This is a genomic window from Pseudomonas sp. Fl5BN2 (assembly GCF_009908205.1).
GTDB lineage: Bacteria > Pseudomonadota > Gammaproteobacteria > Pseudomonadales > Pseudomonadaceae > Aquipseudomonas.
In genome coordinates this window covers 281,340-302,753 of sequence record NZ_JAAARL010000004.1, presented here as the reverse complement: position 1 = coordinate 302,753, position 21,414 = coordinate 281,340, and the positions used below count along the sequence as shown (strand labels likewise).

Annotated in this window: 14 protein-coding genes; 9 read left to right on the top strand and 5 right to left on the bottom strand. The window is 60.3% G+C overall.

Annotated features, from left to right (window positions below; all coding sequences use genetic code 11):
* The first annotated feature begins 151 nt into the window (after positions 1 to 151).
* Positions 152 to 670, top strand: a complete 519-nt coding sequence (locus tag GV819_RS07620; RefSeq protein ID WP_161755290.1) for a GNAT family N-acetyltransferase — start codon at positions 152 to 154, stop codon at positions 668 to 670.
* 343 nt (positions 671 to 1,013) lie between these two features.
* Here the strand turns inward: GV819_RS07620 and GV819_RS07615 are convergent, their stop codons facing one another.
* The 4 genes from GV819_RS07615 to GV819_RS07600 all read right to left on the bottom strand — a co-directional run bounded on the left by GV819_RS07615 (position 1,014) and on the right by GV819_RS07600 (position 6,929).
* Positions 1,014 to 1,925 (bottom strand): tetratricopeptide repeat protein, encoded by a 912-nt coding sequence (locus GV819_RS07615; RefSeq protein ID WP_256667400.1) that lies wholly within the window; start codon positions 1,923 to 1,925, stop codon positions 1,014 to 1,016.
* A complete protein-coding gene (locus GV819_RS07610; RefSeq protein ID WP_161755102.1) occupies positions 1,906 to 4,125 on the bottom strand; it encodes a phospholipase D-like domain-containing protein in 2,220 nt (739 codons plus the stop codon). The genes GV819_RS07615 and GV819_RS07610 overlap by 20 nt, the downstream gene beginning before the upstream one ends.
* A 17-nt stretch (positions 4,126 to 4,142) precedes the next feature.
* Positions 4,143 to 6,530 carry a type VI secretion system tip protein VgrG gene (tssI, locus tag GV819_RS07605; protein WP_161755100.1) on the bottom strand — a complete coding sequence of 796 codons (2,388 nt, stop codon included), beginning with the start codon at positions 6,528 to 6,530 and terminating at the stop codon, positions 4,143 to 4,145.
* A 210-nt stretch (positions 6,531 to 6,740) separates the two neighbouring features.
* A complete protein-coding gene (locus tag GV819_RS07600) occupies positions 6,741 to 6,929 on the bottom strand; it encodes a hypothetical protein (protein ID WP_161755098.1) in 189 nt (62 codons plus the stop codon).
* A 494-nt stretch (positions 6,930 to 7,423) separates the two neighbouring features.
* On the opposite strand from GV819_RS07600, the gene GV819_RS07595 reads away from it, so the two are divergent.
* The 8 genes from GV819_RS07595 to pelG all read left to right on the top strand — a co-directional run bounded on the left by GV819_RS07595 (position 7,424) and on the right by pelG (position 20,594).
* Entirely contained in the window at positions 7,424 to 8,356 is a 933-nt protein-coding gene (locus GV819_RS07595) for an NAD-dependent epimerase/dehydratase family protein (RefSeq protein WP_161755096.1), read from the top strand.
* Positions 8,357 to 8,434: 78 nt separating this feature from the next.
* Positions 8,435 to 11,245 (top strand): bifunctional glycoside hydrolase 114/ polysaccharide deacetylase family protein, encoded by a 2,811-nt coding sequence (locus GV819_RS07590; protein WP_161755094.1) that lies wholly within the window; start codon positions 8,435 to 8,437, stop codon positions 11,243 to 11,245.
* Positions 11,223 to 14,807 carry a tetratricopeptide repeat protein gene (locus GV819_RS07585; protein ID WP_161755092.1) on the top strand — a complete coding sequence of 1,195 codons (3,585 nt, stop codon included), beginning with the start codon at positions 11,223 to 11,225 and terminating at the stop codon, positions 14,805 to 14,807. Before GV819_RS07590 ends, GV819_RS07585 begins: the two co-directional genes overlap by 23 nt.
* A 28-nt stretch (positions 14,808 to 14,835) precedes the next feature.
* Positions 14,836 to 15,357 (top strand): penicillin-binding protein activator LpoB, encoded by a 522-nt coding sequence (locus GV819_RS07580; RefSeq protein ID WP_161755090.1) that lies wholly within the window; start codon positions 14,836 to 14,838, stop codon positions 15,355 to 15,357.
* A 5-nt stretch (positions 15,358 to 15,362) separates the two neighbouring features.
* Positions 15,363 to 16,733 carry a PelD GGDEF domain-containing protein gene (locus GV819_RS07575; RefSeq protein WP_161755088.1) on the top strand — a complete coding sequence of 457 codons (1,371 nt, stop codon included), beginning with the start codon at positions 15,363 to 15,365 and terminating at the stop codon, positions 16,731 to 16,733.
* Positions 16,711 to 17,700, top strand: coding sequence for a tetratricopeptide repeat protein (locus tag GV819_RS07570; protein ID WP_161755086.1), 990 nt, complete (start codon positions 16,711 to 16,713; stop codon positions 17,698 to 17,700). Before GV819_RS07575 ends, GV819_RS07570 begins: the two co-directional genes overlap by 23 nt.
* Positions 17,701 to 17,708: 8 nt before the next feature.
* Positions 17,709 to 19,223 carry a GT4 family glycosyltransferase PelF gene (gene pelF, locus GV819_RS07565; RefSeq protein ID WP_178125953.1) on the top strand — a complete coding sequence of 505 codons (1,515 nt, stop codon included), beginning with the start codon at positions 17,709 to 17,711 and terminating at the stop codon, positions 19,221 to 19,223.
* Positions 19,224 to 20,594, top strand: coding sequence for an exopolysaccharide Pel transporter PelG (pelG, locus tag GV819_RS07560; RefSeq protein WP_161755084.1), 1,371 nt, complete (start codon positions 19,224 to 19,226; stop codon positions 20,592 to 20,594).
* Between the two features lie 90 nt (positions 20,595 to 20,684).
* Here the strand turns inward: pelG and GV819_RS07555 are convergent, their stop codons facing one another.
* Positions 20,685 to 21,395: an aspartate/glutamate racemase family protein gene (locus GV819_RS07555; protein WP_161755082.1), complete on the bottom strand. Its 711-nt coding sequence runs from the start codon at positions 21,393 to 21,395 to the stop codon at positions 20,685 to 20,687.
* Positions 21,396 to 21,414 lie beyond the last annotated feature (19 nt).

The window sequence follows — 21,414 nt, the reverse complement described above, 5'->3', positions numbered from 1 at the left end:
GGGGGGATGTGGACTCCGTGGTGTGACTCTCAAAAAGACCTTGATGCTGGTCATTGTTAGCCAAGTGGTGTCTGGCGGTCAGCCGCCTCGTCAGAACACCTCCGAGGGCCTTACACTCAATGGCCACTTCGACTTCAAGGACGACCTCGCCATGCCCCATTCCTATCCGACCATCGTCATCGAACGTTTCAACGAAGCCCACCTCGACGGCGTGACGGCGCTGTACAGCGAGCCGAGCGTGGCGGCCCAGACCCTGCAGATGCCTTATCAGTCCCGTGAGCTCTGGCGCCAGCGTCTGGCGCAGCGTGTGGACAACGAGCGGCAGGTGTCCCTGGTGGCCTTGCACCAGGGGGCGGTGATCGGCAGCTGCAGCCTTGAACAGTTCTCCCGGGTACGCCGTGCCCATTGCGCGGGCATCGGCATGGGGGTGTCGCCGGCCTGGCAGCGCCAGGGTATCGGCAGTCGCTTGCTGGCCGCGGTGCTGGAGGTGGCGGACAACTGGATGAACCTGCGCCGCGTGGAGTTGACGGTGTATGCCGACAACCAGGCGGCCATCGGTTTGTACCAGAAGTTCGGTTTCGAGACCGAAGGCCAACTGCGTGATTACGCTATTCGTGGCGGCCAGTATGTCGATGTCCTGAGCATGGCTCGCTTGCGCACCATGCCCTGATCGACTCGCCCTGCAAGGGCCGCACAAGTGTCGCGGCCTCGCGCTTTTCGCCCTCTCTGCTTCGATGCACTGACCCGGGCAAATCGCTTCCCGGGCAGGCTATTTGCTCCTCCCATCAGGTCTGGACGGCATCGAGCAGACCGACTCGGGGAGCCCGCTGAATTCGAAAAGCAGGTTGATGTGCTCCCAGCCCAACGGCGACAGGTATTGACACAGGCCGGCAGCGTCCATCGCTGGCAGCGGATTGCACTCAAGGGTGGGTTCCTGCGTAAGCAGGCCTTGGACGTCTAAGGAGAACTACGATGGGGGTGATCCCCCTCGTCGTAGCTCGGTATGGCCGCACTTAAATTTCTGGCCGTCGATCAGGGTGTTCCGCATCGAAACCCTGCTTGGGGTGAGCAGGCAGCGGATGGTCGTTCATCAGGTTAGGGAAACGTAATTGAGGATTCGCATCAAGTTGCCTCTCAAGATCCGAGTAAAACGCATGCAGTTTCTCATCTGGTGAATATCCAAAATCATACATGGGGTCTGGTTGAGCCTCGAAGGCTCCAATGAGAGAGCGAAACCCTGTTGAGTTACCTAATGAAGCTGCTCGTTGGTAGTAGAACAGCGCACGCGGTTTATTCTGCTTGGCTATTTTATAAAACGAAGCGGTTTCTGATACGGCTTTAGCGTTTTCTTGAGCACCTGCACAGCGATAGTACTGTTCCGCCATGTCATCATCCTGCCTCTCCCGTGGCAGTGCAAACGCGAAATGGCGGCCCAACTGTACTTGTGCCATCGGACTGCCCAACTGCGCCGCCTGGAACATATATGAACTGGCCATCCGGTCTGACTTCAGCACCCCGCGCCCCTGTTCAGCCACCACCGCCCAGTCGTAATACCCCAACGGCACCTTGAGTTTCACCATGCGCTCATAGAGGTCGAGCATCTTGCTGGTATCTTGCTCCACCCCCGGCTGGCCCGGCCAACCCGTGCGATAGAGGCCCGCCAGGTTGTGCATGGCCTTCCAATGATCTTTGGCGATAGCTTTTTCATACAGTTCAAGGATGCTTTTCCAGTCTTTCACGCCGCGTGCTTTTTCCAAGGCGCGGGCCTGTTGAAACCACCGTTCTGCTTCGGCATCCAGCGGCGGGTTATGGTCTTTTTCGTAGGCACAGGTAAAGGTGGGGTAGGCCATCGCTGGAGCTCCGCTCAATAAAACACTAGTAATGAACCCAAAAAATAAAAACGCTTTAGTCAACGGCTTGCGCATAGGGTGTCTCCACGTCCCAAAAACGAGTGAGATGGGCTGTAAGAGGAAGTTTCCGTCCGTTATTTTTCCAATTCTCATCCATTACATCATTCCAACGTTGGAAGTTTTTTGGCGCATCACAGCGCCACTGCTCATCATTGAATGACTTGCCAGCATGCAATTTCCATAGCTCGTCGCGCCACTGCAGGGCCAGATCCGGATCGGGTGCCGCTAGGCCCAACTCGGAATCAGTGTGCATGCTGCGTGTATTGATGTTCGCTGAGCTGAGCAAGCTGAACACATCGTCCACGACCAGCAGCTTGGAGTGCACGTAGATGTCCCGGAAAAACGCCTGCCGTCCTTCGGGCAGTGTACAGCCCGGTTCTGGCGTGCACGCAGTGAGCGTCGCAATGACCACCTTGAGCCCCGGTAGCTCTTTAAGGGTGTAGGGTTTTTCCTCCTCCTGTTCCTCAGCGTCCGGCTTCGGTTGCCCAAGTTGAGGAATGTCCTCTGGTTTGAGGCCTCCCAGACGCCTCTCCGACTCTGGAGTGACGCCCTGTTGTTCCAGGCGGGCAATGTCGCTCTTCAGCGATTCAATCTGCTTGAGCTGATTGCGCTGCACACCGGGATTGGCACTCAGGTGTGTGTTCAGATAACCCAGACGGCTACGTTTTTGCACCATCTCTTCCACCAGGGTGCGTTGAGCCTGAGGCATCAGTTGCTCCTGCCCCAGTTCCTGCAAGGCTGCGTAGGTCGTGCTAGAAAATTTGCCGCTGTTCGGGTTGTTGGTGACCACGAACAAATACAGGTCTTTGTCGCGGCCTTTGGCGCGATAAGCCGCCGCCAATTCACGTAACTGTTGAGCAAACGGGGCGTAGCGGAAATACTGATTTTCAATATAGGCGTAGTTGCGCACGTTACCCAAAGCGTTGTGATGCAGCTCGAGAATCGAGGTTTCTGCGCCTTCTTGCGGTTGCGTACGGCATATCTGTGCGGTAACGGTGCCGGCATCTTTAAAATGACTCGGCTTGATCGCTTGGCGTTGTTCCAGCAGGCCATCTTTAAACCATTTCTTGATCCAAAAGGTTTCCCGATCCCACGCCGTGCAAAAATTATGGTTCAGGTCATGCAATACCGGTCCTTGCACCCTCATGGACAGATCCTGCCAAGGGCCGAAGCCCGGACTGCGCTGCGCTGCAGCGTCGTCATACAGGTGGGCGCTGGTATCCCAGTAGTTGCGGTGCATGTTGTGCCCCATGACGAAACCCACTGTGTTAGCAGCGTCTTCATAGTCGACCATCACCATTTTCTGGTGATGGCTGGCGAAGAAGCTCAGCGCCATCATGTGCAGGAAGTTGACGTCGGGCGCTTCGCCTTTGATCAGGCGATAGAGTGTCGCCAGACGGCCCTTTTCTTTCTCCATCTGAGGTCCGCGCAGGATTGCATTGAGCGGAATTTCCGTGGAAAAGTCGCGGGTGCGGAACTCGACGTTCTGCATTCGCCCATCGTGCACGCGGCTGAACCATTCCCGGGTGTATTCCTGCTCGTCGGGGGAGTATTGGGGCGCGCCTGAACCCTTGATTATGTTGTAGCTATTTTGCTCGTTCAGTTGCTGTTCGATGTTGGCCAGAAGGCTCTCCAACTCGCGCTCGCGTGCGGGGCTAGGAGGCAGTGAGGTAAACCCCGCTCCGTCCATTCGCCCTTGAGCCGCTTGCCGTTTGGCCGCCTGCAGTTTGTCCAACTCATGCTGATAGTAGGTGCGTTGAGTTTGCAGAGCCTGACGATACTGGCGGTCGCTATTGGAAGCAGCGCTTCCACGGGTCACCCCCGAGCCCATGGCGGTGCCACCCGAGCCCATGAGTCCGTCACCGATCACGGTGTTTTCCATGAAGTTGGCCAGCGGATTTTTCCAGATCAAAACTCGCGTCTTGACGCCATGTCGACCTCTAACGTCAAGCATTTCCCCGATCCGGTCGCCGTCAGGCTTGAAACGCATTGCAGGGTCAAACCCCCAACTGATGATGTCGATGCTTTTGTTTGCCACGAGGATGGCGTCATACACTGCACCGAATGCCCGCTGGCCGTTGATCAGTGGCGTGATGTACATCCCGGTGCGCGGTGGATAGAGGGCTTTTTTGGCGTACCAGTCCATGCTCAAGGTCGCGCCATGATGTTCAGTGGGTGTGAGTTGAATTAATTGGTCGCTGTAGTCAGTGGTCATTCCATGGCTCCCCGCAATCAATGGCCCTTGGGCGTGTTGGTCGGAGCCAACGTCAAGGCACGGTAGTTTTCGGCCGAAGCCAGCGGTTCAAGCTGATCCATCGTGGACTGATAGTCGCGATAACCCTGACGACCTAGCTGGTGATACACGGTAGCGGGTTCGCTGGCTTCTTCTTTGGTTTCAATATCAAAGCGGTGACCATTGACCAATTCGACGGCATAGGCTTGAGTGCCGGGTACATGCTCGAACCGCACGACACCATCGGCCCCGGTCAGTCCTTCCTGGATAACCGCACCATCGGCGAACAGGGTATATGGCTCATCTGGATACCCCGGCATACCCGGCAGCGGACTCAACACCGCACTCAGTTTGTGAATGACTTCTGGAGCCGATTGCGAAACCCTGGAAGACATCGCCTTACCTGCTTTATCCCAGTCCGCCGGTAACGGAATGACCGGCAATAATGCCGCATTCTCGGAACCCTGGCCCGGCACCCCACTTGGCTTGATCTTTTCCACGGGCTCACTCATCGTAATCCCAGTCGCATCCAGCTTGATAAAGTGACCGCCGGCTTTCAAGGTGAGCTCTGCGCCGGCTTCGATCACCAGCTTGCAGCCCGCTTTCAGGTGAATCTCTTGACCGACCTCGATGAGTAGGGCCGTGCCGATCCTGATGTGCTGGTTCTGGCCGATGATCAAGTGATCATCGACTTTGACTTCCACCTTGCGGTCACCTTGAGTGGTGCGGTGCTCTTGAGCTTTGAACTCGCTGTAGCTATTTTTTTCTACCGTGTCGTGACGCTCGTTGCCCACCCGGATCTTCTGGTCGTTCTCGATGTTTTCATCCCAGTCACGCTGGGCGTGGATGAATATCTGCTCTGCGCCTTTTTTATCCTCGATGCGAAGTTCGTTGAAACCACAGCCACCGGGAGAACTGAGGGTCTTGAACACGCTGCGGGTCTTGTTCGCCGGCAACGGATAAGGCACCGGGGTGTGCTGGTTCGGCACGCAGCCGGTCACCAGCGGCTGCTCGGGGTCGCCACCGATAAAGCTCACCAGCACCTCCATGCCGATCCGCGGGATCACCACGTGGCCAAAACCGTCACCGGCCCAACTGCTGGCCACCCGCACCCAGCAACTGGAGAACTCGTTGCGCTCGCCCTCGCGGTCCCAATTGAACTGAATCTTTATCCTGGAGTGCTCGTCACACCAGATTTCCTCACCGGCAGGACCGGTCACCAGCGCGGTCTGGCTGCTCAGGCGGGGCTTGGGAGCCGGCTCTTTAGGCCGAAAGAAGGTCTCGCTAGGGATAGCGCTGAAGGTGTTGCGGTAACCCTGGCTGAAGCGGCCATCGGTGCTGGTGTCGCTGGTGACCGATTCTTCCAGCGCCTGCGGTTGGCGACCTTCATGCTCAACCTCTACCAGCAGCCACATCTGGTTGTATTCGCTGCGCGGGTGCTCGCTCAGGCTCAACAGATGGCCGCTGCGAAAGGTCGGCAAATCACTCTGCCCCTTGGCCAGTTGGTAGTCGGCGCGATGCCCTTCAAGGGCGATCTGGCTCAGTTGTTTGCCCGCTGCGCCGGTGCTGTAGCGCCCCGGGTAGCGGTAGTCCTCAAGCACTGGCAAGGCCTCGATGCCGGCCCCGCTGTGCAAGGTGCTGGGCACCGGGTCGAGCTTGGCACCGCTGGAGGCGCTGCGCGGGTCGGGCTTTTTCAGGTCGTAGTCACGCCGGACTACCTGGCTGGTACGGGTGCTGAAGCGCACCGCGAAATGGCTGACCACCGGGTCTTCGGCGGCCAGGCCGCTGCCTTGCTGATAGCGCGCAGTGGCCAGGATCGGGTAGTCGGTCTGGTTGTCGGAAAACACCAGCAGGTGCCGGTCGAGGCTGTGTTCGTGGTGCCAGTGAATACCGTCTTCGAAGCACAGGCGTTGTAGAAACTCAAAATCCGTCTCGCCGTATTGCACGCAGTACACACGGGGTAGCGAAGGCTTGGGGGCGATAGTGAACCGGTATTGGTCGGCGAGAATCCCGTGTTCCTTGAACAACTTGGCGATGATCTGCGGCACCGTCAGGTTTTGGTAGACCCGCTGGTTGTGCCGGTGCTGCAACTGGTACAGGTGCGGTCGCAGGATCAGGCGATAGCGGGTAATGCGCTTGCCGCTGTCGCCCACTTCGACATCGTCGATCAGGCCATGGATGCCTTCGCCACGCAGGCCGAACTGCAAGTAGGCGGGCTGGTTGAGCAGGCTCTCCAGGTCGACCTCGGGGTTGTCCGAAACCAGTTCGATGCGGATCGCATACAGCTCGCTGATGGCTTCGCGGCCCTTGAAGGCCAGCACCTTGAAGTCGTGGCGAACAGAGGGGATGGACAGCACAAACTGCGCAGTGTCAGCCGACGCGAACATAGGCTCATCCTTAAGCTTGAGAGAAAACCCAGCCGGCGCCGTACCTGGCTCGGGTGTTAGTTGGTGCACAAACTAGCAACACGGCAAAGCCGTTGAATTAGGACGTATCCCAAGGGAGCACGAGAATGCTCTGAATCCTCAGGGTCGTGCTTCAACCACGCGCCAGGGTGTTTGCGCTTCGGCATAGCTCAACTCTCCAGATGCCATGCGCTAATGGCGCATCTCGTAATATCCCACCAGAAATCGCCGCACATCACGCGGATCGAACTCTTCCAGACGCTCGCCGACGCGTGAGTTGGTCAACAAAGTGCTCGGGGCGGCGACAAGTTGCTGAACCATGCGCGCAGTGGTGGATTGATTCACGGGGGCCAGGAACTCGTACCGTCGGACATGTCGCAAACCTGACTGGCGTCAGAGCCGCAAGCTGGAAACCGGCCAATTCAGCCCGCTACGGATGCGCGGAAAACCTTAATACGATTTTGTCCGTATTTTGCGGGCGCCCCGGCTCGTCTCACTCGATCTGTATTTCTCCGCAGGGTCGGATTATGACCCTCTAAAGCTTATGAGTTCTTTCTTGTCAAAAAACGGACAGCGGAAAGCCTCTAGCACAAGGGTCTTATCGGAAACTCATATAGTCAATATATTGGCTAAATCTCCGACCTTTATCCGTAAAAACAAATATTAGTCGTAATGTTGACGGTGCCTGTTTGATATCAGATGATGGCCCACCCCGAGCGCTTGATTTTTCGACGTTTTGTTGACGAATGAGGTCGCTGGGGTGTTTTCGCCGATGCGTGCATCAAGTGCGACTACAGTGAATCGCAGGGCCTGGTGTTGAGAGGCTGGCGCTTTAGCAACAATCGTTTTGAATTCTCCACTCTTTGGAACTCTTTATGTCTGCCGAACGGATACTGGTTACAGGTGGGGCTGGCTTCATTGGCTCGCACCTTGTCGACACATTGTTGGCCAAGGGGTATGCCGTTCGGGTACTGGACAATCTGTCTACCGGCAAGGTGGGCAATCTGCCGATCAATCATCCATCCCTTGAACTGCTGGTCGGCGATGTTGCTGATGCACAGGCGGTTGGCGAAGCCATGCATTCCTGCGACGCGGTGGTTCACCTGGCAGCGGTCGCTTCCGTGCAGGCTTCGATCGAAGACCCGGTACGCACTCACCAGAGCAATTTCATCGGCACCCTGCGGGTCTGCGAAGCGATGGTCGAGGCTGGGGTCAAGCGCATCGTGTTCGCTTCCAGTGCCGCGATTTACGGCAATAACGGCGAAGGCACGGCGATTCATGAGGACACTCCCAAGTCGCCCCTGACGCCCTACGCAGCGGACAAGCTGGCAAGCGAGTACTACCTGGATTTCTATCGCCGCCAACATGCGTTGGAACCGGTGGTATTGCGCTTCTTCAATATCTTCGGCCCGCGCCAGGACCCGTCTTCGCCGTATTCCGGGGTGATCAGTATTTTCAGCGAGCGCGCCAGGAGCGGCCAACCGCTCACGGTGTTCGGCGACGGTGGGCAGACCCGCGACTTCGTGTATGTCGAGGACCTGGTGAAGATCCTCGCCCAAGGGCTGGTAATCGCCGAACCCAAGGGTGATGCAACCAATGTCGGGCTCGGCCGCACGACCACGCTCAACGACCTGATTGCAGCGCTTGGGGACATCAGCGGAAAGAGCCTGGACGTCAGCTATGCTCTTGCCAGATCCGGCGATATCAAACATTCAAAAGCCGATAACCGCCGTTTGCTTGAACGCTTTGATCTGAGTACTCCGATTAGCGTGGCCGAAGGATTATCGCGTCTTTACCGCAGCCTTTAGTTGCATCGCATTGCCGATATCCGGGGCTTGGGCCGCTGGCCGATGCTGGGTTGAATTAGAACAATCAAAGAGTGAACTATGGGAATGAAGTATCGCAGGACGCGCACGTGCAAGATGATGATGCGTCTGTTCACCGCGTTGGCCTTATGTGTCACTCACTCAGTGGTACAAGCCCAGGTTCCAGCTCCGGCAAGCGTCGGGTTCTGGTATGGCGATCGCCCCCCATTGGCGGAGCTGGCCCAGTTCGAATGGGCGGTGGTCGAATCCGGCCATATGAGCACTGCCGATGTCGCCACGTTGCGCAAGCTTGGCAGTCAGCCATTCGCCTACCTTTCCGTGGGTGAGTTCGATGGCGATCGTTCGGCCCTGGACAAACAATCCCTGGCGCAAAGCGCAAGCCCAATCCGCAACAAGGCCTGGGACAGCCAGGTCATGGACATTGCGACTCCCGCCTGGCGCGAGCATCTGTTCAAGCGTGCCACTGAGCTGCAGGCCCAGGGTTATGCCGGCCTGTTCCTCGACACCCTGGACAGCTTTCAGCTGCTGCCAGAAGCCGATCGCGAGCCCCAGCGTAAGGCGCTGGTGACCTTCCTGCGTGAGCTACACAGCCGTCAGCCGAGCCTCAAGCTGTTTTTCAACCGTGGTTTCGAAGTGCTGGGTGAACTCGATGGCGTCGCGTCCGCCGTGGCGGTGGAGTCGATCCATGCCGGTTGGGATGCCTCGGCCAAGCGTTACCGTCCGGTGTCCGAAGCCGACCGCAACTGGCTCGAAGGTGAACTCAAGCCCCTGCGTGCACGGAACATTCCGTTGGTGGCGATTGACTACCTGCCGGCCAATCGTCGCGATGAAGCCCGCAAGCTGGTTCAGCAGTTGAGCCAGGAAGGCTTTATTCCGGTAGTGACCACCCCCGACCTGAACGCCCTGAGCATCAGCACCGTGGAAGTCCAGCCGCGGCGCATCGCCATGCTCTACGATCCACGTGAAGGCGAGCTGTACGACCATGCCGGGCACCGCATGCTCGGCGGCTTGCTGGAGTACCTGGGGTACCGGGTGGACTACCTGCCGGTCGACGACTCCTTGCCTACGCATGACTTTCGCGGGCTGTATGCCGGCGTCGTGTTGTGGATGACCAGTGGCCCGCCGCAGAACAGCCGTGCCTTCTATAGCTGGCTCGGCAAGCGCCTCGACGAGCAGGTGCCCGTGGCGATCATGGCCGGTCTGCCGATCGAGGACCGAGCCTTGCTCAAGCGCCTGGGCCTGAACCTTGCCGCACCTACGGCCCGTGCGCCGTTGCATGTGCTCAGCCAGGACAACAGCCTGATCGGCTCCTTCGAGGCGCCGGTGGTGCCGAGAACCCGCGAGCTGACCCTGGTTTCGCTGCTCCCCAATGGGCCGAAGCCGGCGTTGTTGCTGGGCGATGACAAGGGCGGCAAGTTCGCAGCGGTAGTCACCGGCGATTGGGGCGGCATGGCGCTGGCGCCTTATGTGGTTGAAGCCAACGTCGAGCGCAGCCGATGGATTCTCGATCCGTTCGCGTTCATTCAAAAGGCCTTGCGCCTGCCTGAACAACCGCATCCGGATACCACCACCGAGAACGGCCGACGGATCGCCACCGTGCACATCGACGGTGATGGCTTTCCGTCCCACGCCGAGGTCCGGGGCACCCCGTACTCCGGGCGCCAGGTGCTGGATGACTACATTCGTCCCAATCCGTTCCTGACTTCGGTATCGATCATCGAAGGGGAGATCGGGCCCAAGGGCATGTCGCCGTTCCTGGCCCGGGAACTGGAGCCGATTGCCCAGGAAATCTTTGCCGACCCCAAGGTCGAGGTGGCTACCCATACCTTCAGCCACCCGTTCTACATGCAGCCGGACAAGGCCAGGAAGGACGAGGACTTCCACGCTGAATACGGTCTGCGGTTGAACATTCCGGGCTACAACAAGCTGGACTATCGGCGAGAAATCTACGGTTCACGGGACTACATCAACAGCCGCCTGACCACTGCGCAAAAACCGGTCAAGCTGATTTTCTGGCCCGGCGATGCCTTGCCGAGCGCCGAGACGATCAAGATGGCGTATGACGCAGGGCTGAAAAACGTCAATGGCGGGCAGACCATCCTGACCAAGGCCAATCCTTCGCTGACAGGCCTGTATCCCTTGTTGCGTCCTACCGAGGGCGGCCTGCAGTACTACGCGCCGGTGATCAACGAGAACATGTACACCAACCTCTGGAAAGGCCCGTACTACGGTTTCCGGGATGTGATCGATACCTTCACCTTGACTGACAGCCCACGGCGCTTGCGCGGTATTCACCTCTATTACCACTTCTATTCGGGGACCAAGCAGGCGTCGATCAAGGCGATGAACGAGATTTACCAGTTCATGCGCGGTCAGCAGCCGATGTCGTTGTGGATGAGTGACTACCTGAACCGGGTTCATGGGTTGTACCAGGCGAGCCTGGCACGCACCGCCAATGGCGATTGGCAGGTACGTGGCATGGATGGCCTGCGAACCTTGCGCCTGGAGCCGAAACTTGGCTGGCCGGACCTGGGGCGTTCCCAGGGTGTCGCCGGTGTGCGTGACCTTCCCCAGGGGCGTTATGTACACCTTAGCAGTGACCGCGCAGTGCTGGCCTTGCGTGCCGATCGCGATCCGCGCCCGGCGCTGGAGGAGGCGAATATTCCCTTGCGCGACTGGCGTTACGTGAGTGATCGACAAGTGACGTTCGCGTTCGCCGGTGAATTCAACCTGGAGTTCTCGGTGCGCTCGGCCGGCACTTGCCGTGTCGAAATACAGGGGCAGCGTTATCCAGGCAAATCCGCGCAAGGTCTCTGGCATTTCCAGGTTCCAGTCAAGCAGGTGAGTGATGGCCAACTCTTCTGCAACTAAAAGTACTCGTTTGCTCAACCCTTGGGCGCTGCTGCTGGTAGCCATCGCAGTCGGCGTGCTGCTGTGGGCAACCTTTCGCAATGAAGATGCGTTCCGCCCCAAAGGCGGAGCGCCGGACGAAGTATCGGCCAGCTACGCCGAGGTGCTGCTGTCGGCGCACCCGAACAGCACCGAGCTGCGCACCCAGCTGCTGGACCTGTTGATCCAGTTGGGCGATTACCCGCGTGCGGAGAAACACCTCGCCGAGTGGCCGAGTCCGGATCCGACGTTGCAGGCCTATTACCGGCTTGAGCTGGACGCCCAGGCGTTGAGCCAAAGCACCGACGCAGCGCAGCTCAAGGCCCTGGCCGAGCGGTTCAAGGCGTTCGACTATCAGAAACTGCCATCGGCACAACTCGAACGCCTGGCCTCGCTGGCCCTGACCGCCCAGGCTCCAGGATTGGCGGCGGATGCCTATGTCGAGCTGGCGCGGCGCGATCCCGCACAGCGCGATAAGTGGCTGGTGGATGCGGCCAAGTGGTACATGGCCAGCGAGCAACCGGGGCGCGCCGCTGACATCTATGTGCAAATGCTCAACGACAGCAAGCAGCCCGAAGAGCGTCGGCAACACTTGCAGGAAGCGTTCAAGGGGCTGGTGGCGGCAGATCGTGGCGCCCAGGCGGCCGAGTTGTTGGCCAAGGAATTGAGTGCCCAGCCGGACGCCGAGTTTGATCCGGTGCTGCTCGATCAGGGGGTCGATGTCGCGATGGCCCATGACCGTCGGGACCTGGCCGAGCTGTTCTTCAACGAGTGGCGCAAACTGCAGCCCGATAGCCCGGAGGTCATGGCGAAGGAGTTCAAGCAGCTTCTGGCGATTGGCAATCTGGCCGAAGCCGATGCGGTAGGGGCACAACTGTTGGCGCTGCGCACGGATGATGTGGCGCTGCTTGAGCAGATGGCGCACCTGGCTGAATGGCGTGGCGACAGTTCGGCGGCACTCGATTACTGGATTCGTCTGAGCGCACTGCGCGACAACCCAGCCGAGTTCGAACACACCTGGCGCCTGGCGATGCAGGTCTACGACTTTGACCGCGGCATTCCGTTATTGGCCGAGCGGATGAATAAACGCGCCTTGACCGATGTCGAGCTCGACGCCCTGGTGTATGCCGAAGAGTCCCGGGGTACCCCCGAGCAAGGTGAGAAGTGGCTGCGTGCCTATGTGGCCAAGTACCCGAAACAGCGGCTGGCCTGGGTTCGTCTGTTGCAGAACCTGGAAAACACCGAGCAGTACCCGGAGCGCCTGGTGATCTGGACGCGCTTCGCCAAGGGTTTTCGGTTGACCAGCACCGAACGTGTGGACTGGGCCAACAACTACCTGAAACTGTTCGACAGTCAGTCGGCCTGGAAGGTCATCACCGCGGTTGATGGCAGCAAGATCAACGACCTGAACTACTGGCAGTCCCGAGCTGCGCTGGCCTGGGACCTGGAGCTGGACGACGAGCTGCAGCTGGCCCTGGAAAAAATGCTGGCGATCAAGGGCTCGCTCAATAGCGGCGACGAAAGCGAGCTGATTACCCTCTATCGCACTCGGGATCCGCGCAGGAGCCTGCAGTTGATGGTCGACAGCTGGCGTGAACACCACAACCCGCAGCGCTTGATCGGCGCCTTGCAACTGGCGCAGGAGCTGCAGGACTGGCCGCTGGTGATCGACTTGCTCAAGGAGGCGGACCAGTATCCGGATGCTGCCGATTACGCCCAGGTGCTGGCCGCTCGTGGTGCCTTGGCGGTGCAACAAGGCCAGCCCCAGGAAGCCTTGCGTCTGTATCGGCTGGGCTTGAGCCGTTACCCGGATGACAACCTCTTCCGTGAGCGCCTGCTGTGGCTCTATGTGGACCTGGGGAGCAAGGCTGAACTCAAGCCGTTGTTGCAGCAATGGCGCTCGCTGGCGCGCAGCGACAGCAGCTTGTGGCTGCCGTTCGCCAGTGCCAGTCAGTTGATTGGCCGCAATACTGAGGCGCTGGCCTGGTATCGCCTGTATCTGCAGGCTAACCCTCAAGACTGGATGGTACAGGCGGCGTATGCCGATGCCCTGAATGAAGCCGGTTCTGCCGATTCAGCCCAGCGCCTGCGGCTCAAGCTCAACCGCGAGGTCACGCCTGAGCAGATTCGCGCCACGCCTCAGGGCTACACCACCTGGCTGCGGCTGCTGGCCAGCAGTTATTCGTCGCGCAAGGCACAGCAACAGGCCATGCAATGGCAGGACGGCTCCAAGCCGATGCTGCAGATCTGGTTCGATCAATTGCTGGCACGCCTGGATGACACCAACCAGTCGGCGCAGAAAGATGATTGGCTGGCCTGGGCACGCAGCCGTGGCCTGAAAGTCAGTGGCTACGAGCAGATCCAGCAAGCCTTGCGCGCGACCAACCGCGCCGCTCTCGAGCGTCTGGTGGCCAATGGTGGGCTGGATCCGGCGCAACAGGTCGAGGCCCTCAACAGTCTGGGACGAACAGGCGAAGCCCTGGGGGTAGGGCTCTCGGCCCTGGGTGACGAGCAGTCGCCGGCCCTGCGTGAACAGCTGCGTCGCCAGGCGATCGAGATGACCGAGCGCACCCCGCAAGGTGCGCAGATCGCCTGGGAGCGGCAGGACTACGGTGGACTGGTGTTCAGTGGCCCGCGCCTGACCATGGCGCATTACCTGAACGATAACTGGTACGCCTCGCTGGTGCTGGAGCAGGGCCAGTACAGTGGCGACAGCCTTGATCCGTCGAACCTGGGCACTGAACGCAATGCGCTGCTGACGTTGCAACGGCAAGTGGCCGATGGCAACTACAAGCTGATCCTCGACAGCAGTCTGCGCGATGACGACGATCGCAACGGCCTGGGCGTCAGTCGTACCTGGCAAGTCGACAGCGGCAATGAGCTGGATGTCGGCGCCGACTGGCACCGCAAGAACGAAGACAGCGGGCTGATGCGCACCTTCGGCCAACAGGATGATGTCTGGGTCGGCGGGCGGCATCGCTACTCGGCCCGCGACCAGTTGTCCTGGAACCTGTCGCAACGTTCGTTCTCGACCCGCGGCGGTGACAGCCTGGGCAATGGCCAGGCGCTGAAAATCGAGTTTGATCACACCCTGCAATTCGAGGGCCCGAACTGGGAACTGCGCAGTGGCATCGACTACCAGCGCAACAGCCTGAACAACCGCACGCTAGATAATCTGGCCAGTAGCGAGGGCGGCGGCATCGACCTGGCTGGGCTTGGGCTCACCAGCGCGACTGAACTGACGCCTCAGGAGCTCTTGCAGAAGCGTTACGGCCAGCTATTTTTCGGCAGTACCTGGCGACGCGGCTTCCCGGGCGCACTGAACCGTACTCGCGGGCAATACACCTGGCTGGTGGATGTCAGTTCGGGATGGCAGTGGACCGACAGCACGTTCAACTACGGCATCAGTACTGGTGTCGGGATGGAGGTGGTGGGCGGTGACGAATTGGCGCTGACGTTTGGCTATCAGTCGGCACCGCAGGGTGGTTCAGGCAAGTCCGGCGGTACCGTGGGTATCAGTTATGGCGTGCGGTTTGGACGCTGATCATGGCATTTCAACAGGAGTAACCCTTATGCAATCCATTCGCTACGTGAGTCTGGCCATGGCGGCCTTGCTCATGGCTGGTTGCAGTAGCTTCACCGGCAAAAGCAGTCCACAACTGCCCAGCAATGCCCGTTGGGGCGTGTTGCCGCTGGTGAACTATTCGCAGACGCCCCAGGCCGGTGAGCGCAGTGAGCAGATCCTGCTCAGCGTGCTGAGCAGCCGTGGCCTGCAACCCCAGGTGTATACCGGCACGCCGGGGCAGGGCGAGCCGGCCTTGCTCGACGACAGCGAGCGCTTGGCCGGTGGCATGGACTGGGCACGAGACCAGAAGCTGGATTACGTGGTGTCCGGTAGCGTCGAAGAGTGGCAGTACAAGAATGGCCTGGATGGCGAACCGGCCGTGGGTATCAGCCTGCGGGTGGTGGAAGCCAGCACCGGCAAGGTGCTCTGGAGCAACAGCGGCGCTCGTGCCGGTTGGTCCCGTGAAAGCCTTGCCGGCGCCGCACAGAAAGTGCTCGACAGGCTTATTGGTGATCTTCGGCTCGAGTGATTTTAATGAATTCTCCACACATGGATTACAGCCTTGCACCCAGTGCCAGTGGCCCGGCGTCCTGGCTGGAAACATTCCTGGTCACCGGACTGGTCATCGCCATCGGCGTGTGGCTGGCGCCTGAAGACCCGCTGCAGGTGCAAGGTGAATTCCCCTGGTCGGTGATGGCGCCGTTGCTCTTGGGCGTGCGCTACGGTTTTGTCCGAGGCCTGATCAGCGCCAGTCTGCTGGTGCTGGCCTTCTTCGTTTTGCGCCAGTCGGGGCTGCCGGCTTACGCCGCGATTGCGCCGTCCTATATTGTCGGCGTGCTGGTGTGCGGCATGGTGGTGGGGGAGGTGCGGGACTTGTGGGAACGCCGCCTGCTGCGCTTGCAGATGGCGAACGAATACCGTCAGTACCGGCTCGACGATTTTACCCGGGCGCATCAGATTCTGCGGGTGTCCCATGATCGTCTCGAACAGCGCCTGGCCGGCAGCGACCAGAGCCTGCGCAGTTCGTTGCTGGGCTTGCGCGATCGCTTGCGCGCGGTGCCCAACGGGCACGATCCCTTGACGTTGCTGGCAGAGCCGGCCCTGACCTTGCTCGGGCAATATGGCTCGCTGCGGGTGGCCGGTTTGTACCGTGTGGAGCCCGTGCGCGGGCAAGCGCCGAAACTGACGCAGCTGGCCGCGACCGGTGTCATGGGCGAGCTGGACAGCCAGGACTTGCTGGTCAGCCTGTGCCTGGAGCGCAATGAGCTGGTCAGTGTCAGTGCAGAACTGATCGACGCGGGTGGCCAGGCCAGTGTGTCTTCGTTACAGGCCTGTATCCCGCTGATCGACACCGAGGGGCAGGTCCTGGCGATCCTGGCGGTGCGCCAGATGCCGTTCTTCGCGTTCCAGGAGCGGACCCTGAGCCTGCTGGCCTTGCTGGCCGGGCATATCGCCGATTTGCTCCATCACGATGCCCAGGTGCTGCAACTGGAGAGCGCCGATGCCCAGCATTTCACTCGCCAGCTCAAGCGTTCGCTGATGGACGTCGAGCGGCACGGCTTGTCCGGCTGTCTCTACGCCTTCGAGATGACCCGGCCCAATGATGAACTGGCGCGGCTGTTCGAGCGCAGTCAACGCGGCCTGGACCTGCACCTGCCGTTGCATAACGAGCGCGGCCATGAGTTGCTCCTGGTGTTGCTGCCATTAACCAGTGCACAAGGCGCCGAAGGTTATGTGGCACGGCTGGGCAAGTTGATTCACGAGCACTTCGGCATGGCGGTGGAACTGGATGGCCTGGGTGTCAATGTCATGTTCTACGATCTGGAGTCGGCCCGGCAACGGGATGGGCTGCGTAATTTCCTGCATAACGAGTGTGGCCTGAATGATCAGCAAGTGGTTGTTTAGCGGAGCGCTGCTTTTCGAAATGGGCAGTTGGGCGAGTATCGCATTACAGCTGCCTGACCTGCAGATTGCGCTGCTGTACGCACTGACGCATGGCATTGCCTGTGCTTTGCTCGCCGGGGCGGTCTGGCTGCTGATGCCGGCGCGCTATCGCACGCCGTTGCCGTGGAGCCCGCTGTTCATTTTCAGCCTGGCCTTTTTTGTGCCGCTGATCGGGGCGGTCGGAGTGATGGTGGCGATCTTCCCGGCGCTGTACCTGCCGCGCAAGCGCGAGACGCAGATGTGGCAGGCGGTGGGCATTCCCGATCTACCGTTCCGTGCACAGGTGCAACTGCATTCGCCGACCTTCGGCGACAGCGGCTTGCAGGATGTGCTGCGCCACGCGCCTGATCCGGACCAGCGCCTGGCAGCGTTGCTGGCCACCCGGCGGATGCCGGGCAAGGAAGCCGTGCCGATTCTCAAGCTGGCCCTGGGCGATCCAAGCGATGACGTGCGCTTGCTGGCGTACTCGATGCTCGACAAGCAGGAAAGCGATATCAACATGCGGATCCAGATGGCCCTCGCGCAACTGCCAACGGCGGTGCCGAAGAAGGCCGCGGCGCTGCACGCCACTCTGGCTCGCTGGTACTGGGAACTGACGTATCTGGGCCTGGCCCAGGGCAGTGTCCAGCAACACGTGCTCGGGCAGGCCGGTGAACATGCCGAGTTGGCCCTGGCGGCGGGCGAGGGCGGTGAGTTGCTGCTGCTGGCCGGGCGCATCGCCCTTGAGCGGGGTGACGCCGACAAAGCCCGGCTGCATATGCAGCAGGCCCAGGACGCCGGTATGGATCCGGCCAAGGTCCTGCCTTTTCGGGCGGAAATCGCCTTTGAGAGCGGGCGTTATGCAGAGATCCCGGAGCTGCTGCAAAGATTGCCGCTGGATATGCAGCAGCGGCCACCCTTTGCTGCGCTGGTCAAGAACTGGACATGAAGAGCCTGATGAAAAAACCGCTCACCACCCCGATAGCCGATGTCTGCCTGCTGCTCGAAGGCACCTGGCCTTATGTCCGAGGTGGCGTGTCCGGCTGGATCCACCAGATGATCCTCGGGTTGCCGGAGCTGACCTTTTCGGTGCTGTTCATCGGTGGGCAGCGTGAGGCTTATGGCCAGCGCCGCTATGACATTCCGCCGAACGTGGTGCATATCGAAGAGGTGTTCCTGGAGGAAGCCTGGCGCAATCCGAAACATCGGCGAGTCGCGCACCAGGCGTCCCTCGAAGAGCTGAGCAACCTCTATCGGTACTTGCACAACCCGGAGAAACCTGCGGCCGAATTGGGCTTCAGCGTGCTCGAGTCGCTGGCCCAAGGGCGGATAACCCTGGATGACGTGCTCTACAGCCGCCCCAGTTGGGAGGCGCTGACCGAAGGCTACCAGCAGCACTGCGCCGACCCTTCTTTCGTCAATTACTTCTGGACCCTGCGCACCATGCAGTCGCCGCTGCTGATGCTGGCCGAAGCGGCCCGGCGCATGCCGCGGGCGCGGGTGCTGCATGCGATCTCCACCGGCTACGCCGGGCTGTTGGGCTGCATTCTCAAGCAGTTGTGGAATTGCCGTTTCCTGTTGAGTGAGCACGGCATCTACACCAAGGAACGCAAGATCGACCTGGCCCAGGCCAGTTGGATCGCCGAGAGCACCGAGCAGGCCTTCAACGACAGCATGGACGCCGGTTCCGGTTATGTGCGCATGCTCTGGGTGCGCTTCTTCGAGCGGATCGGTTACCTGGCCTACGAGAGTGCCGACCAGATCATTGCGCTGTACGACGGTAACCGCCAACGCCAGATCAAGGATGGCGCACGGCCGGAGCGCACCCAGGTGATCCCCAACGGCATCAACCTGGAGCAATGGACCACAGCACTGAGCGCCCGGGCCGAAGGCATTGCGCCGGTGGTCGGGCTGATCGGTCGGGTGGTGCCGATCAAGGACGTCAAGACGTTCCTGCGGGCCATGCGCGGGGTGCTCAGCGTGATGCCGCAGGTCGAGGGCTGGATTGTCGGGCCGGAAGAGGAAGACCCCGAGTATGTCGCCGAATGCCGCAGCCTGGTGGCGAGCCTGGGGCTTGAGGACAAGGTGCTGTTCCTGGGGTTTCAGCGTATCCAGGACATCCTGCCGCAATTGGGCCTGATGGTGCTGACGTCCATCAGTGAAGCTCAGCCCCTGGTGATTCTCGAAGCTTGGGCTGCCGGTACGCCGGTGGTCAGCAGCGATGTCGGCTCTTGCCGCGAGTTGATCGAAGGCGGTGTGGCCGCCGACCGTGACCTGGGCTTGGCCGGTGCTGTGGTGGCGATTGCCGATCCGCAGGCCACCAGCCAGGCGATCACCGATCTACTGCGTAGCCCCCAGCGCTGGAAATCGGCCCAAGAGGCGGGTTTGTTGCGGGTGCACCGTTATTACAGTGAGACATTGATGCTAGATCGTTATCGCACGCTCTACCAAGCTGCCATGGGGGCCGAGTAAATGGCCGGTATCGGTTTCGAACTGCGCAAGATTCTCTCGCGCGACTCCTACACGGCGACACTGCATGCCTACGTCTACGCGGGCCTGATCAGCTCCGGGCCCTGGGTGCTGTCGATTCTCAGTGTGATGCTGGTGGGGATCATCAGCCTCGGGCTGGTGGTACCGGAGCTGCTGATCCGGCAGTTCCTGATTACCGTGACCTACCTGATGGCCACGTCGCTGATCCTCACCGGCGGGCTGCAGCTGTTTTTCACCCGCTTCGTTTCCGACCGTTTGTTCGAGCGCAAGTACGAGCAGATTTTGCCCAACCTGATTGGTGTGTTGCTGCTGGTGACCCTCGGCTCCGGGATCCTGGGCATCATTCTATTGGCCGTATTGTTCGACCAGTCGCTGATTTATCGCTTGCTGGTGCTGGCCAACTTCGTGGTGCTGTGCAACCTGTGGCTGGTGATCATTTTCCTCTCCGGGATGAAAGCCTATAACCGCATCCTGCTGGTGATGCTGGCGGGTTATTCGCTGATGGTCGGCAGCGCGTTCTTCCTGCGCTACATGGAAATGGAAGGCCTGCTGATGGCGCTGTTGCTGGGCCACAGTGCTCTGCTGTTCCTGTTTCTCTACGATATCCTGCGTGAATATCGCGCGGAAAAATTGGTGGCTTTCGACTTCCTCAAGCGTCGCCAGGTGTTCCTCAGCCTGTTGGTGACGGGGTTCTGCTACAACCTGGGAATCTGGATCGACAAGTTCATGTTCTGGTTCAACCCGGGCACCTCCAGCCAGGTGATCGGCCCGTTGCGCGCTTCGATTCTCTATGACTTGCCGATCTTCCTGGCGTACCTGGCGATCATTCCGGGGATGGCGGTGTTTCTGGTGAGGATCGAGACCGACTTTGCCGAATGGTATGACCGGTTGTTTCGTGCGGTGCGTGACGGTGAAACCTTGCAACACATCGGTTCGCTCAAGGCCGAGATGACCTTCTCGATCCGCCAGGGACTGCTGGAAATCTGCAAGGTCCAGGGCCTGACGGTGGTGTTGCTGTTCCTCTTCGGTCCGCGGCTGCTGGAATGGCTGGGGATGTCCAGCTACTACCTGCCGTTGTTCTACATCGACCTGATCGGGGTGAGCATCCAGGTGGTCTTCATGGCGATTCTCAACGTGTTTTTCTACCTCGACAAACGCGCGATCGTTCTGCAGCTGTGCCTGTTGTTCGTGGTGCTCAACGCTGTGCTGACGTCGGCCAGCCTGTACCTGGGGCCGAGCTTCTTCGGTTATGGCTTTACCCTCTCGCTGTTGGCCTGTGTGTTACTGGGGCTGGCGCGGCTGTCCACGGCGCTGGACGACCTGGAGTACGAGACGTTCATGTTGTCGCGCTGATCGGGCGAGCGCGTTGCAGGGTTGCACGCCGCGTGGGTTGACGCTGGCGCGAGCGGATCGCGCTGCGCCAGGTCAGGGTTACTGGCAGCGCTACTGTGCTGCCGGTGTGCCGCTGCCCAGGGCGAACTCCACCGCTGCCCGGGCATGCAGTTCGGTGGTATCGAGCAAGGGCAGGGGGCTGTGCTCCGGCTTGAGCAGCAGGCCGATTTCCGTGCAGCCGAGGATCACCGCCTGGGCGCCTCGGGCCTGGAGCGACTCGATCACCTGCTGATACACCCGGCGCGACGCCTCGCTGATAATCCCCACGCACAATTCCTCGTAGATGATCCGGTGCAGCGCCTGGCGCTCCTGCGCATCGGGTATCAGCACGTTCAGCCCGTGCTGCGCCAGGCGGTTCTTCAAGAAGTCCTGCTCCATGGTGAACGCTGTGCCCAACAGCCCCACGCTCAGGGTTGTCGCCTGCTGTGCAGCCTGCGCGGCGGGGTCGGCAATGTGCAGGAACGGCACCGTGATGGCCGCCTGAATCTGCTCGGCCACCTTGTGCATAGTGTTGGTACAGAGCACCACGCATTCAGCGCCGCCGTCTTGCAGACGCTGGGCCGCGTCCACCAGGATCCGTGCGGCGACGTCCCAGCGCCCGGCATGCTGGGCCTGTTCGACAGGCCCGAAGTCGACGCTGTACATTAGCAACTGCGCCGAACGCAGCGGGCCCAGTCGATCACGAACCTGCTGATTGATCAGGCGATAGTATTCGGCGCTGGATTCCCAGCTCATGCCGCCGATCAGGCCAATGGTGCGCATGTGCAACTCCTTGAAGGGT